Here is a 14907-nt window from a genome sequence, read left to right on the forward strand (position 1 = left end):
CCCCGGCATATTCGGTGGCGGCATTGCCGTCTATGTTTCATTTCTCCTGATGCTGTGTGACGGAAGCGCCCTCAACCACACTGCCGTAGCATGCTTTATCGCGTTCAGCATCATCCTTTTCGTAAGCTACATCAAAACCATTCGCGCCATCACCGCGAACACCAGAGCGCTGAATTCCTTGTCGACCAGCGACACGCCCAGCACTCCGCCTGACGAAGAACCGCATCATGAAGAACTGAGCGAAGAAGCCGTCACCCGAGACGAAAATTCCTAGTTCGCTCCGGCAACAGATTTATTTCTATATTGCGGGCTAAAGGAGATCCTATGATTTGCAAGAAGTGCGGCAGAGAATACGAAGACGACATGACCAAGTGCCTGTGGTGCGACGCACCGAACGATGGTCCAAATGAACAGGCCAAATCCATCCAAAAGACCGCTCCGTCCAGCAGCACGCATCAAAGCGCTTTCATCCAGGACGAACCGGAAAATGTCCGCCGCGGCAAGAGCGCCATTACATGGATTAAAATCAACATCGTTTCCGGAGTCCTGCTTGCGCTGGCCTCCGAGCGCATGATATCCATTTTCAAGCTTTTTGCCGAAATGGCCAAGAACAAGCAGCCTTCACCAATTCCCCCATCCTCCGCCTTGTTCATCCTCGCGTACATTTTCTTAGCCTTTATAGCCTGCATCCTTTTCACCGTCTACGTCATCAAATCCTGTCGGTGGCTATACTACAACATAAAATTCCAGCGCAAGTACACGACGACCAAATTCTCCCCCTGGTACGCCGTTATTTGCACGATGATTCCCTGGCTTTCCGGATTCCTGGACTACTTCATCTTCAAGGACCTCCTCGCCCGCCAACAAGAAGTACTCACCGCACATGGAGACCGGTCCGCAACGGTTCCGCCTAAAATGCTTACCGGAATTTTCGCTTTGACCGCCCTGAGCTTCGTTTCTTATTTTTATTACGACTCAATCGTCCTGCGACTGTTCGGCATCGGCGTACTCGTCATCCTTGCCTTAATCTATATCAAGGTCATGACGGCCATCGTCGAAAACGAAAAATTGCTGCACGCCATGCGCGAGCGCGAAATCGTGAACCGCAAAGTCGAAGAAATCCTCGCCCAGCGAGGAAATTCCTAGAACTTTTACTACTATTATACATACTATGAGTGAAAACTGCCTTTTCTGCAAAATCATCAAGGGTGAAATCCCCTCCAAGAAAATCTACGAAGACGACGACGTGTTCGCCTTCTACGACATCGCCCCGCAGGCCCCGGTGCACTTCCTGGTGGTGCCGAAGCGCCACATTTCCACCATCATGGACATGAAGCCCGAAGACTGCGAGCTCGTGGGCAAGATGCTCTACCGTGCGCAGCTCATTGCGAAGGACCTCGGCCTCGAAGAGAGCGGTGCCCGCTTCGTGTTCAACTGCAAGGCCGACGCCGGCCAGACCGTGTTCCACATCCACCTGCACGTGGTGGGCGGACAGGCGATGGGCTGGCCCCCGTTCCCAAGTAAATAGAGTTCCGAGTTCTAAGTTCCGAGTTACTAGTGTTATCGGCATCTAGAAGTTTCTTGACACTGAAGATTCTAGTAGCTATTAACTAGCCCGAAGGGCGAAGTAACTGCGGCAAAGCCGCCATCCTATGATAAAAACCCGCGCCATCGTCCTGCACCGATTCCCTTACAGCGATTCCAGCTGGATCGTGAAGGTGCTCGCCGAAGAGAGCGGCATCGTCTCGTTTATAGTCAAGGGCGGCAAGCGCAAGGACAGCCCCTTCAAGGGCGCCCTCGACCCGCTTTCGCTCAGCGAGATTGTCTACCGCGAAAACCCGAATACGGAACTGCAGTTCCTCAAGGAAGCGAGCGTCATCGAATGGCACCCGCACCTCCGGGAGAACTTGCTCGACTCTGCCAAGGCGCAGGTCATGACCGAAATCGTATTGCGGTACGCGCCCGCGGGTGTCCCGCTGGAAGGGGAATTCGCCCTGCTGGAAAACGCACTCCGGGAATTCGATACTGCGGGCAATTCTCCCGAACAAGGCTCCACAAGTTTATCGCCGGAACAAGATGCCGCAAATTATTCTCCTGGGCAAGATGCCGCGCCCTCCGTATCCGCAGGTGGCACTTCCGGTGTTTTCGCCCGCTGGCTTCTAGATACCTGCGAACTCTGGGGCTACCACCTCGACATTTCTACATGCAGCCGCTGCGGAAAAACGCTCACGGAACCCGCCGCCGATTTCCATCCGGAAACGGGAGGCTTCACATGCACCGCATGCATCGGCGTCGAGACCGCCCGCGCAAAGCCCGAGACGCGTGCCGGCTTCTGGGCGCTCCGCACCGGCAACGAACCCGCGACTCCGGAATATGTAGAGAACGCGCTCCTCGCCTACCTGCGGAACCATGTCGGGTTCATGCGCGAAATAAACTCGCTCAAGTTTCTAAATGAAACACGGAAATTGTTCCCGAGTGGCTAAAGTTGCCGCGGCTCTCGCCATTGACGCACTTCGCGCGACTTTTGCTGGGCTCGGAAATGGAACTGCGAGCAGTCCGCTTCACTCGCCCTACGCAAAAGATGCTAAATTGGCGCTCGTTCCGAGCGCTTTTAGCTAGGCTCGGCCATGTCAAAAAAAAGATTTTTTGCCGCGACTCTCGCCATTTGCTAAATTTTACATGCTATGAAAAACGCGGTTTATAGAAAGCGCGGTTCATAAATAGGAGTTTGTCATGCTTACAGCAGAAGACATCCGCGCCTTGAAGGGCACGGGCAGGAAAGTTTCGATGATCACGGCTTACGACTTCGCGTTCGCCCAGATGGCGGAAGCTGCCGGAGTCGACCAGATTCTCGTGGGCGACAGCCTCGCAAACACGATGCTCGGTTACAAGAGCACCCGAGAAATCGGCATGAACGAAATGCAAATCTTTGTGGCGGCCGTCTGCCGCGGCGCACCCAACACGCACGTAGTCGCCGACATGCCCTACCTGAGCGACAAGGATCCGCAAACGGCATACGATAACGCAAAGCGATTCATAGACTTAGGCGCAGCAAGCGTCAAGCTCGAAGGCACTCCCGAGGGCGTCATCGAATACCTCCGCAGCAAGGACATTCCCGTCTGTGCGCACCTGGGACTTTTGCCGCAGACCGCCGAGAACTTCAAGCAGAAAGGCAAAACCGAAGAAGAAGCCCGCGCCATCGAGGAAGCGGCCAAGTTTGTGGACAGCCTCGGCTGTTTCGAGACTGTACTCGAGCACATTCCCGAAGAACTCGGCAAGAAGATTACCAGCGAAGTGAATTGCGTCACCATCGGTATCGGCGGTGGCAAATTCACCGACGGACACGTGCTCGTGATGCACGACGCGCTCGGAATGCATCCGCGCAAGCTTCCTCCGTTCGCTACAAAATTTGTCGACATGTACTCTCTCGGCGTCGAAGGCATGCGCAAATACGTGGAGAGCGTGAGAAACGAATCGCCTTAACACGAATTCATCCGAAGAAAATTTACAAATCAAAATTTTTTTGCCGCACAGAAACTTTTCTGCGCGGTATTTTTTTATTTGCGACGTTCCACACGTTTTTTTTTGCAATTAATTCTTTGAGTATCATTGAGTTACAATCAAAAAATATCGTCCCGTGCAAAAAAGAGTCAAATCGCCCGGGAAGCCCGTAAATACTAGGCTCGCGCAATTTTACATACAAATTAAAATTCATGTTTTTCGAAGTACTTTTTTTGACTTGTCAATAACTTTTTGAAAAAAAATGAAAAAATTTTTAAAAAAGTGTTGATTATTTGTGAAAATAAAGTTATTTTAATGACATCAAAACATTAACCCTCAAAAAAAGGAAGAATAACAATGGCTACAATCAAGAAACCCGCTAAGAAACCCGCTGCGAAGAAGCCTGCTGCCGCCAAGAAGCCCGCTGCCGCCAAGAAGCCGGCCGCCGCTAAGAAGCCGGCCGCCGCCAAGAAGCCGGCCGCTGCCAAGAAGCCGGCCGCCGCTAAGAAGCCGGCTGCTGCCAAGAAGCCCTCCGCTGCTAAGAAGCCGGCTGCTGCCAAGAAGCCCGCTGCCGCTAAGAAGCCGAGCGTTGCCAAGAAGCCCGCTGCCGCTAAGAAGCCGGCTGCTGCCAAGAAGCCCACTGCCGCTAAGAAGCCGGCTGCTGCCAAGAAGCCCGCTGCCGCTAAGAAGCCGGCCGCTGCTAAGAAGCCCGCAGCCAAGAAGTAATTCTTCTCGCTCTCTTTTGGAAAGGACCCGCTCTGCGGGCCCTTTTCTTATTGCTATCTTTTACACATGATTTCTGAAAAAGACCTCGCAGAACTTGAAAACATTCCCTTCGACGAACGCATCAAGCGCGTCGAGAAACTGCTCGAAGCGAAGGAATCCCCGCGCGGATTCGAACTCGGATTGCTCCTCGCCCTCAAAATGGGTCAGGAAATCCGCGAGAAGAAACCTCTCGGAAGTGAATCGGGCGACTTGGTCGCCAGCTGGAACGGAAAGTATTCCGAATACCTCATTGAAGAAGCTATCGCCAGCGCGAAGGAATTCATGCTCCACCCAGGCGCTATCGCCGAGAAAATCAAAGCGGGCATGAAAAAATTTGATGAAAAAGACAAGTCCTCAGAGGCGGATGCCCTTGACCCTTCGGGTCTGCGGCATGACGTAGCCGGGCAAGACAATGCCGTGCAGAAAGATACCGAATCGGAGGACGAGAATGGCTAACAAGCTACTCGCCACCATCGACATCGGCAGCATGAGCTGCATCATGCTCATCGCCGCGTTCGAAGATGCGCCAGCGACACCCGCTCCGGCACCTGCTTCGGCTGAAAATGCAGAGACCGAGGCTGCGCCGGCAACCGAACCGCGCAAGATTCTGGTCCCGAAGCTCCAGAAAATCAAGATTTGCAAACTCGGCGAAGACATCTACGAACACGGTCGCATTACCGAGAAGAAAATTCAGGAACTTGTCGACGTGATGACATCGTTCCGCATGGACTTGCACGCACTCGGCGCCGACATCCAGGCAGTCGCCATGACCGAAGCCATGCGCAGGGCTGAAAACCAGGAAGAAGTCATCGACGCGGTCGAAAAAGCGCTCTGGTTCCGCCCGCGAATCATCAGCGGCGAAGAAGAAGGCAAACTCACCTACCGTTCCGTCAAAGAATGGCACGGCGAAGGCATCGTCACCATCGACATCGGCGGCGGTTCGACAGAACTCAGCAACGGCGAGACCACATTCTCGATTCCCGTTGGCGCGCTCAAGATGTTCAAGGCGATGGGCCCCATTCCCGGACCCGAATACAAGAAGTTCGTGAAGGAAACCTTCAAGGAAGTGAGCTTCAAGGGCATGACCAAGAAGCCCGTCTACCTTATCGGCGGTACGGGAACGGCGCTCGCCATGGTATTTTTGGACAAGCAGAAGTTCGACTACAAGGCCATCGAAGGGCTCGAGATGAGCATCGCTGACCTCGACGCCGTCACCACGCGCATTTCGAACCTCTCGAAGGAACTCCGCGCGATGCTCCCGGGTCTCGAAAACGGGCGCAGCGACGTCATCATCTGCGGACTTTTCTGGCTGAAGTCGCTCTTGGAAAAGTTGCGCGTCGAAAGATTCTTCATCAGCACCGCGGGCATCCGCTTCGGGCTGCTGTACCCGCCGGAACCCGAGCCGGAAGCAAAACCGAAGGCGAAAAGAACTCCGCCCTGGCTGAAAAAGAAAGCCGAAGAAGAAAATTCCGCCGAAGAAAGCGACGACCAGTAATGTCATCCTGGAGGCCCATCGAGGCCGATAGGATCCATGGACTCTATCGCTGCTACGCAGCTCCAGAGTGACAGACCGTCATACTTCCACGAGAGTCGCGACGAGGCAAGAATCCTTCGTGGATCCGCTGCCGACAAAATCAATATCCTGCCTGCGCTTCCAAGCAGTGCGGGCTTTTTCGTGAACGGACTTGACGGCATCAAGCACGTCGCGCGCGAACGAGTCGAGCGCGAACTCGCTGTAGTTGGAACTCACCATGAAGAACCCGCGCGGGTTCAGAATCTGCGCACATTCCGACACGAGCGGCATCAGGTGTTCGCGCACGTTGAAGTTGAAACCCTTGAAGCGCGCGAAACTCGGCGGGTCAAGAACAATCCCGTCGAACTTGAGGCCCTTCTTGCATGCCCAGCGCACATACTCGAGCGCGTTCCCGCGGAAAAATTCACCGGGGCGCAGGTCGAGACCGTTCAGCGCGTAGTTTTCGCGACCCTTGTCGAGAATCTTCCCGCTGATGTCGGCGTTCGTCGCAACTGCGGCGCCCCCGAGGCGCGCGTGTACCGAAAAACTGCAAGTGTAGCTGAAGAGGTTGAGGAAACGCGGACCGTTTATATCTGCGGAGGACTGCGCGGGCCGTTTATCGTTTGCATTAAACGGCTCGCCCGCTTGAACAGCGCCGGCATTAAACTGCCCGCCGGTCATCGCGCGGAAGCGGTCTTCCACCTCGAGGCGCACGTGACGCATATCGAGGAACAGCCCCGGATTGACGGTATCGAGCAAGTCCACATGGAAGCGCGCGTTGCCTTCGCGCACAGTACCTACGGCATCTTCGCGGGTCCCGAGCGCAATTTCCATCGGAGCGTTCTCCAAGGATTTTCCCGCGCGGGAGAGGCGTTCCTTCACCACGATGCACGCCGGATTGAACTGCGAAGCCACAGCATCTACAAGTTCACGGCGACGCGAGAGCATCTCCGGCCCGAAGAACTGCACCTGAAAGCGGTCGCCGAACCTGTCGAGCGTCATGCCCGGAAATCCGTCGGCGGCTCCGTTCACAATGCGGTAAGCGTCTGTCACATCGAACAGAGGTGCGCGTTTTTCATTTGCAGTCTTGAGTAAATTCTTCATCGTCTATAACGCAATTGCCACCGATGGTCCGGACACTTCGCCTAATCGCCGGAGTTTATCCAGCGCTTGTTCCGGAACTCGGAACGGCACTCTGGTCAAGCTTTATCCAGAGACTTGATCTGGTCCACGAATTCGCCTACTTCCTTGAACTCGCGGTAAATAGAAGCGAACCGCACGTAGGCGACAGGATCAAGTTTCTTGAGTTCCTGCATCACGAGATTACCTATTTTGTCGTAACCCACTTCGAACGAATCGTTGACCGGAAGCGCGTTTTCGACTCGAGTCGCGAGCTGTTCAATATCCTCGGACGAAAGCGGACGCTTCTTGCACGAGTTCATGATACCGCGAATAAGTTTTTCCCGTTGGAAGGGTTCCTTTTCCCCATTGCGCTTGACGACCGTCAACGGCTGGATTTCAATATACTCGCGTGTAGTAAAACGACGACCGCACGCCTGGCACTCGCGGCGCCTGCGAATTGCGGTACCGCTCACGCGGCTATCGACGACCTTGTCGTTGTCCGTCTTGCAAAAAGGGCAAATCATGGCTAGAATATAGGTTTTTTCTAGGCAAAAGGCAAATTTTTTCTTCTTTCTCTTTCAATCTTGTCCGTGATACAGCGGGCAGAAAGTAAAAAAATCCCCCGTTGACAAAACGGAGGATTTCATCAAAGCGTTTGAGCCGTTTGCTTAAGCGTTAGCCTTCTTGAAGGCAGCGACGTTCTGGGCAAATTCGGCAAGGTATTCCTTGGCCTTCGCGGCGACTGCCTCGGGCACGTAACCGAATTCCTTCTCGAGCACGCCGGCCGGAGCGGAAGCGCCGAAGCGTTCCAGACCGCAAGCCTTGCCGAAGCCACCGACCACGCGGTCGAAGAGCACCGGGAGACCGCTCGAAAGAGCGAACACCGGAGTCCACGGAACAATGATGCTGTCGCGGTAGGCCTTGTCCTGCTTGAGGAAGAGGGCCGGGCTGATCATGGAGACCACGCGCACAGCCTTGCCTTCGGCACGGAGAAGTTCGGCGGCCTGGTGTTCCAGCAGCACGTCGGAACCGTTCGCCACGAGGGTGAGGTCCGGGTTCTTACCAGCGGCGGTATTGTCGCTCACGATGTAGGCGCCCTTGCGGCAAGCCTTCGCCGCTTCGTAGCGGTTGTCGCCGGGGAGCGTGTTCACCACCTGGCGCGTGAGGATGAGGGCCGTCGGGCTGTCGTTGTTTTCGAAAGCCATTTCCCAGGCGGCGAGAGTTTCGAATGCATCTGCCGGACGGAGCACGAGCATTTCGGCCTTGCCGTTTTCCTTCGTGAGGCCTTCGAGCAAACGAATCTGAGTTTCGTGTTCGATGGGCTGGTGCGTCGGGCCGTCTTCGCCCACGCGGAAGCTGTCGTGCGTGAACACGTACTTGACCGGGAGGCCCATGAGGGCGGCCATGCGGATAGCGGGCTTCATGAAGTCGCTGAACACGAAGAACGTGGCGCAGATCGGGAAGAGTCCCTTCTGCAGGGCGATGCCGTTCATGATGGCGCCCATCGTCAGTTCTGCGACGCCCACCTGGACAAACGCGCCCTTGAAGTCGTTCGGACGGAAGATGCCCGTCTTGTTGAGGAACGCCTGCGTGTTGTCGGAGTTGGAGAGGTCGGCGGAACTGCAAATGATGTTGTGGAAGTTTTCGGCGAGGTAACCGAGAACCGTACCGCTCGTAACGCGGGTAGCCACACCTTCCTTAATCGGGAGGGTGGAAAGGTTGAGCACCGGAGCCTTGCCGGAGAGCCATTCATTGAGGGTCGCGGACTTTTCGGCGTTTTCCTTGTCCCAAGCGGCCTTGGCCTTCTTCCATTCGGCGACTTCCTTGCGGAGTTCTTCGGCGCGGGCTTCGAAAGCGGCCTTCACGTCGTCGAACACCTGGAACGGATCGTCCGGGTTACCGCCGAGGTTCTTGACCGTCGCGGCAGTGGAAGCGCCGGCAGCGTTGAGCGGCTGGCCGTGCGTAGAAACTTCGCCTTCGTAGCTCTTGCCGTCTTCGGCAACAGCGCCCTTGGCCATCGTGGTGTGGCCGAACACGAGCGTCGGCTTTTCCTTTTCGGCCCAAGCGGCCTTGAACGCCTTGCGGAGGTCGGCGATATTGGAGCCATCGCATTCGATAACGCGGAAGCCCCAGGATTCGTACTGCTTCACGAAGTCGTGGCTCATCACGTCTTCGGTCTTGCAGCTCAGCTGCACCTGGTTCGCGTCGTAGAAGAAAATGAGGTTAGAAAGCTTGAGGTGGCCAGCGATACGGCCCACGCCGTATGCGATTTCTTCTTCGAGACCGCCGTCAGAAACGAGGCAGACGGTCTTGTGCTCGAGGATGGAGCCGAAGCGTTCCACCATGAAGCGTTCGGCGATGGCGGCGCCAAGAGCGATGCCGTGGCCGATGCCGAGCGGACCCGAGGAGTTCTCGATGCCGAGCATCACGTCCAGTTCGGGGTGACCCGGAGTGCGACTGCCAAGCTGGCGGAAGTTCTTCACGTCTTCGAGAGTGAGGCGACCGCTGAGCACGAGCTCGGAATACAGGAGCGGGCTCATGTGGCCCGGGTCCATGAAGAAGCGGTCACGGCCCATCCATTCCGGATCGTCCGGATCGAAGCGCAGGAATTCCGCAAACAAAAGCGTCGTGGCGTCGGCGGCGCCCATGGCACCACCCGGATGCCCGGACTTGGCCTTCTGCACCATCGCGGCAGAGAGGATTCGGACGTTGTCAGCTGCTTTCGTAACTAGGGAGTCTTGCACTGTAAAACCTCTTTGGGTATTGTTATTTACGCGCCAAATTTAGTTTTTTTTACGATTTCTCTCAAGGTTTTGGGACATTTTTCACACTAATACAATCTTATTTCTTGCTTTTTATGCCCGTTTTGACCAAAAGGAACTCGGAATGGCCATCCTCGAACTTAAAATCAATACACCAGATATAGACACCTGTACCCACCAGACGACCCTTGTCAGAACGGCAGCATGAGCAGCGATTGTAAAAAAAGAAAAAGAATTCTTGAAAATTGATTCATTTTCGCCCTCTTCCTATCCAAAGCATCACCCAAATATATTAATAATCTCACTATCGTGTTTCTTGGCTTAAAAAAATTCTAATTTGAGTACCACAAATTTGAGGAAAATACTACCAAGATGTTCTTATCTAAAAAAAATATACTCAAAATAGCACTGCTGTCTCTCGGTTTTCAGCATGCCTACTCCATGGAACTTCGCCCTCTGGTCCAGTTTGATTTTCCCAACAAAACAACGGTCCACGAGAAAGTCAACAGCGACAAACATGAAAAGGAATGGAATACCGAATTTGTATACATTGGCGGTGCCGAATTGCTCTTTGGCGCAGAATCCCCCATTCACTACGGTTTCGGTCTTGGATATAAAAGCGCCCAGAAAGACGGTAGCTCCTTAATCGTTCCGGCAACATTGCCCATTTGGGGAAACATTTCTTTCGGTCCTTACGGCAAAGACTGGTTCGCCATTCCCTATGCAGTAATCAGGCTTGGTTATCAGGCCCCGCTTACCGGCAACGGCAACTGGTGGGAACTCCCGCTCAACTTCTTTGCAAGCGGTGGCGTGGGCTTCATGCTACCCTTCGACATCGGGCTCGAAGTCAACTACAGTTATTCCTCGCTGCTCAAGTCCTTCAAGAACCAGAATACCGAATTCCGCACTTTTTCGGGCCGCATAGGCGTACAGCTCTCCATCGGTTTCGAGTTGACCCACAAAAAGGCAAACAAGTCCGAAGACCAGGTGCAGAAAACCGTTAAGGAAGAACCCAACACCGCAAACGCTACGGAAGAATCCAGCGAACCGGAAACCACCACAACGGACAACGATTCCAGCGCTCCCTACAGCACGGAACCGACCGAATCTGTAACCGAAGACACAACAAGCGATACTGTAACAGAAGCAAGTCCTGCCGAAGAAACAGCCGCCGAAGCTCCCGCTGCAGAACAACCTTCCGCCGAGGCTCCCGCCGCAGAACAGTCTGTCACGGAGGAGGCCGCTGCAGAACAACCTGCCACAGAGGAATCCGCTGCAGAAGAATCTGCCGATGAGCCCGAAGCCGCAGCAGAGCAGGAACCGGAACCCGAATCGATTGCAGAGCCCGCTCCGGAACCGGAATCCAAGCCCGCCGCAAAGAAGTCTTCGAAGAAGGCCAGCAAAAAGGCCAGCAAGAAGGCCCAAAAGACAACCAAGAAATCTACCAAGAAGACTTCCAAGAAGCCCAAGAAAAAAGGCAAAAGGAAGTAATATTCACACGAAAATTGAAAACTGAATAGTTAACAAAGAACCAGGCGCCCGCGGGCGCCTTCTTTATTTATATTTATGAAATGAAAGCTTTCATTTTCATCATTGGACTTTTGAAAAATCTCGCGCACCCGATTGGATTTGTCGGGCTAGCTATATCCCTCGTCATCCCGGCCCTTATCTGGTTTGTCGGCCGCCCTAGCGGTGGCCACAAGGAAATCATCCGCCAGCTTGACCTGAGCATCCCCCTCCCGCTGTTCCTGGCGCAACTCCTAGCCGCCGTCATCCTGTTTGCCTTCCTGAACAAGGACTTCCGCGAGTGGTTCAAGGGAATCCTCCCCGCAAAATCGTTCTGCATCATCACCGCGGTATTCGCCGTCGCGGTCGCCATCTTCGCGGGCACGCAAATCGAGGCCCGTCACCGCGTACAGAGCGACGAGAGCGTGTTCATGTCCGTCGCGCAGAACATGTACTACAACCACGAATCGGGAACCTGCAACCAGGGTATATTCGATAACGGCAACCTCAAATGCGTCAGCACATCGAACAGTTTCAAGACAAAAGGGCTGGCCTTCCTCTACTACCTGGGAATGCACTTCTTCGGGACTGACCTGCACTGGATTTTCAATGCCGAACTCCTGATGCTCCCGCTCGCGTTCCTGCTGATGTTCCTCGCCATTGTCGCCTGGACACGCCAGCCGCTACTCGCATTCCTCGCCGCTCTCCTCATGGCACTACAACCGACCGTGCTATTCCAGTTCCGAGCCATGTCGGTGGAACCGCTCTACATTTTCCTCTCCGCGCTCTCGCTTTTCATATTCAAGTGGGCTTACGACCGCAACACCGTCTACCACTGGGTTCTCCTCGCGCTCTGCCTCGCCTTCTTCGCGCAGACCCGCCAAGAGACCATCTTCTGCATCTTCGCGTTCATCATCTTCGCGCTTCCGAAGGTCCTCGACAAGAAGGACTACAAGGCCCCTGCGTTCTTCGCGACGTTCTCGCTGTTCTCCGTCCCGGCGCTGCTCACCATCAGCTACTACCAGGGATTCGGTTTCCAGGGCGGCGAATTTGATGCCCACTGGCATTTTTGGGAAGACCTCGCCAAGAACTGGACCGAGATGACCAAGCCGCTCAAGGAAAACGGCGAACTCGAGAACCCGTTCCTCACTTACTTCAACTATTTGTTCGCCATCGGTGCCGTTTACCTGGTGTTCCGCGCCATCTACGACGCGACGAAGGGCAGCAAGTTCTACCTGTGGACCCTCGTGTTCCTGGTCCTCTACCATGTGCAGACCTACATGATCCTCGAGAACGTCTCGGGCGATTTCACCATCCAGATCAACCAGCGCTACAGCCTGGTGATGTTGCCCAGCATGGCATTCATCGGCGCACTCCCCATCGCGCATGCCATCGAGTACTTCGCCGGAAGTTTCGACTACAAGAACCGCACAAAGCTCGCCTTTACCGGGATGCTAATCACCGCACTCGCGTTCAGCGCCTGGACCGCCCATTACAAGGACGACTTCAACAAGAACATCATGTACAACCGTAACCACCTGACTATAGAAGAATACGAAATCCTCAGTTGGCTCAAGGAACAGCCGAAAGCCGAAAGGATGTTTATCTACGGCAGGCCCTGGCACTTCGTAGGTTACGGAATTTCGTCCATCCATTACGACAGGGCTCGCCAGATGAGCGACTCCGATTTGCTGAACTACATCGACAAGTACAACGGCGAAGTCTATTACATCCGCGGGCTCGACTGCTGGGATAGCCACACCTACCACAAGAAGGCCGTGGAACACCGCATCCCCACCACCTGCGACGTGTTCGAACGCGAAATGGACCTCGTAGGCGTAAAGAACATCCTCATCACTAACAACTACTGGGTACAAATTGCGAAGTTCAACGGACGCAAGACCTACAACCCGAGCAAGATCATCGTCGTGAACGACCCCGCCGAACAGACGCAGGACTCGACCGGCGCATCGGCCGAAGCCGCCAGCATCAAGCTGCACTTTGACCTGAACGAAAGTTCCGACGCAAGCAAGGCTTGGAGCTACACAGCAACCCTCAACGGGAAAATCGCCGGAAGCGGCGCCTATGCGCAGGGCCCGTACGACATCAGCGTAGCGGCATCCGATTTGCAGCAGGGCTACAACCAGTTCCGCGTCATCGTCATGGATACGGTCAAGCACGTGAAACTCGCAGACGTTTCCAAATACTATTTCAACGCCGAAGGCGGCACGATGGCCCTCCCGCAATCGATGCTTGCAGAAAACCGCCAGGACTGGGGTTCCCTCCACTGGGGCAAGAGCATCGAGAACCACGTGATGACCCTCAACGGCGAGCATTTCACGAACGGTTTTTCTACGCATGCGGCATCCGAGACCTCGTTCAATATCGAAGGCAAGTTCCGCGCTTTCCGCACCTCCTTCGGGCTTGACGACGAGAGCCTCTGCAGCGAGGGCGTGTCGATCGAGATTCTCGGCGACGGGAATGTTCTCGCCCAAAGCCCCGTGTTCCAGAGCGGAACCGTACTCTCGCTCTCCGCGAATACGGAAGGCGTGCAGAAGCTGACCCTGAAGACCAAACCCAAGGGAAGCATCGACTGCAGCCACGTCGACTTCGTGAACCCCGTGTTGATACCCTAAGCGGCGATGCCGCAGTTCCTAGTTCTGAGTTCCGAGTTACTGGTCGCTAGTTTATAGTTTGGCGGCGTAGCCACGATTATTTAAACAAACAACTAGTAACTAGTGACTATTGACTAGCAACTATCGAGCAGTAACTATTGACTAATAACTCTTTTTCTATATTAATCGCATGCTCTTATCCGTAATCATACCTGTCTTTAACGAAGAAGAAATTGTTGCCGAAACATACCGCGTCCTGGAGGAAGAACTCAAGGACATCGAACACGAACTCATTTTCGTGAACGACGGTTCCAAGGACAAGACGCGCGAAATCCTCGAAGGACTCCTTCCGGGAAACCCGAACAACAAGATTATCAACTTCAGCCGCAATTTCGGGCACCAGGCCGCATTCAGCGCGGGTCTCGACCATGCGGCAGGCGACGCCGTCGTGATTATCGATGGTGACCTGCAGGATCCTCCGAGCCTCATCCACGAAATGCTCGAAAAGTGGCACGAAGGCTACCAGGTCGTTTACGCCCAGAGGAACAAGCGCAAGGGCGAAACGATTTTCAAACGCTTTACCGCATTCTGCTTCTACCGCCTTATAGGCAAGCTCACGAGCATCGAGATTCCGCCCGACACCGGCGACTTCCGCCTCATGGACCGCTGCGTGGTGGACCAGCTCAAGAACCTCCCCGAAAGGAGCCGCTTCTTGCGCGGGCTCGTCTGCTGGGTAGGCTTCAAGAAGATCGGCGTCAAGTACGACCGCGCCGAACGCACCGCCGGTACATCGAAGTACCCGCTCAAGAAGATGATGCGCCTCGCCTTCGACGGCATTACCGGTTTCAGTTCCGCACCGCTCAAGGTCAGTTTCTACATGGGTGTCATAGCGACCGTCGTAGGCCTCGGCGTACTCGTATGGTCCATTCTCGAAAAGTTCCTCAGCCCCGCGACTACAGTTCCGGGCTGGGCTTCGCTCATGACCGCCATCGTGTTCTTCGCTGGCGTGCAGCTCATGACCATCGGCATTCTCGGTGAATACATCGGGCGAATCTACGACGAAGTCAAGCAGCGTCCGCTCTACATCGAGGACAAGGGAAAACAACGCTAGCCCAAGGCTTTC

14 protein-coding genes are annotated in these 14907 nt (G+C 54.7%); 11 read left to right on the plus strand and 3 right to left on the minus strand.

The window, feature by feature from the left end; genetic code table 11:
* From IK012_RS03055 to IK012_RS03090, 8 genes are all read left to right on the plus strand, one after another.
* The coding region (locus tag IK012_RS03055) for a hypothetical protein (RefSeq protein WP_290950316.1) at positions 1 to 274 on the plus strand (274 nt) is incomplete at its 5' end.
* Positions 275 to 324: 50 nt separating this feature from the next.
* Complete coding sequence (locus IK012_RS03060) at positions 325 to 1146, plus strand: hypothetical protein (RefSeq protein ID WP_290950319.1); 822 nt, start codon at positions 325 to 327, stop codon at positions 1144 to 1146.
* A 25-nt stretch (positions 1147 to 1171) separates the two neighbouring features.
* Positions 1172 to 1528, plus strand: coding sequence for a histidine triad nucleotide-binding protein (locus IK012_RS03065; protein WP_173379858.1), 357 nt, complete (start codon positions 1172 to 1174; stop codon positions 1526 to 1528).
* Between the two features lie 124 nt (positions 1529 to 1652).
* The gene (recO, locus tag IK012_RS03070) at positions 1653 to 2483 is read left to right on the plus strand and encodes a DNA repair protein RecO (protein WP_290950324.1); all 831 of its coding nucleotides are present in this window, start codon (positions 1653 to 1655) and stop codon (positions 2481 to 2483) included.
* Between the two features lie 250 nt (positions 2484 to 2733).
* Entirely contained in the window at positions 2734 to 3483 is a 750-nt protein-coding gene (panB, locus tag IK012_RS03075; RefSeq protein ID WP_290950327.1) for a 3-methyl-2-oxobutanoate hydroxymethyltransferase, read from the plus strand.
* Positions 3484 to 3858: 375 nt separating this feature from the next.
* Positions 3859 to 4227 carry a hypothetical protein gene (locus IK012_RS03080; protein ID WP_290950330.1) on the plus strand — a complete coding sequence of 123 codons (369 nt, stop codon included), beginning with the start codon at positions 3859 to 3861 and terminating at the stop codon, positions 4225 to 4227.
* 66 nt (positions 4228 to 4293) lie between these two features.
* Entirely contained in the window at positions 4294 to 4722 is a 429-nt protein-coding gene (locus IK012_RS03085; RefSeq protein ID WP_173379854.1) for a hypothetical protein, read from the plus strand.
* The gene (locus IK012_RS03090) at positions 4715 to 5761 is read left to right on the plus strand and encodes a phosphatase (RefSeq protein WP_290950335.1); all 1047 of its coding nucleotides are present in this window, start codon (positions 4715 to 4717) and stop codon (positions 5759 to 5761) included. The genes IK012_RS03085 and IK012_RS03090 overlap by 8 nt, the downstream gene beginning before the upstream one ends.
* A gap of 78 nt (positions 5762 to 5839) precedes the next feature.
* Here the strand turns inward: IK012_RS03090 and IK012_RS03095 are convergent, their stop codons facing one another.
* From IK012_RS03095 to IK012_RS03105, 3 genes are all read right to left on the minus strand, one after another.
* Positions 5840 to 6883 (minus strand): class I SAM-dependent methyltransferase, encoded by a 1044-nt coding sequence (locus IK012_RS03095; RefSeq protein ID WP_290950339.1) that lies wholly within the window; start codon positions 6881 to 6883, stop codon positions 5840 to 5842.
* A gap of 95 nt (positions 6884 to 6978) precedes the next feature.
* Complete coding sequence (gene nrdR / locus IK012_RS03100; protein ID WP_173379851.1) at positions 6979 to 7425, minus strand: transcriptional regulator NrdR; 447 nt, start codon at positions 7423 to 7425, stop codon at positions 6979 to 6981.
* 144 nt (positions 7426 to 7569) lie between these two features.
* A complete protein-coding gene (locus IK012_RS03105) occupies positions 7570 to 9645 on the minus strand; it encodes a transketolase (protein WP_290950343.1) in 2076 nt (691 codons plus the stop codon).
* 459 nt (positions 9646 to 10104) lie between these two features.
* On the opposite strand from IK012_RS03105, the gene IK012_RS03110 reads away from it, so the two are divergent.
* From IK012_RS03110 to IK012_RS03120, 3 genes are all read left to right on the plus strand, one after another.
* Positions 10105 to 11154, plus strand: a complete 1050-nt coding sequence (locus tag IK012_RS03110) for a hypothetical protein (protein WP_290950346.1) — start codon at positions 10105 to 10107, stop codon at positions 11152 to 11154.
* Positions 11155 to 11234: 80 nt separating this feature from the next.
* Positions 11235 to 13805, plus strand: coding sequence for an NPCBM/NEW2 domain-containing protein (locus IK012_RS03115; RefSeq protein ID WP_290950349.1), 2571 nt, complete (start codon positions 11235 to 11237; stop codon positions 13803 to 13805).
* Positions 13806 to 13974: 169 nt separating this feature from the next.
* The gene (locus IK012_RS03120; RefSeq protein ID WP_290950352.1) at positions 13975 to 14895 is read left to right on the plus strand and encodes a glycosyltransferase family 2 protein; all 921 of its coding nucleotides are present in this window, start codon (positions 13975 to 13977) and stop codon (positions 14893 to 14895) included.
* The last annotated feature ends 12 nt before the right edge of the window (positions 14896 to 14907 follow it).

The organism is Fibrobacter sp. (genome assembly GCF_017551775.1).
Classification (GTDB): domain Bacteria; phylum Fibrobacterota; class Fibrobacteria; order Fibrobacterales; family Fibrobacteraceae; genus Fibrobacter.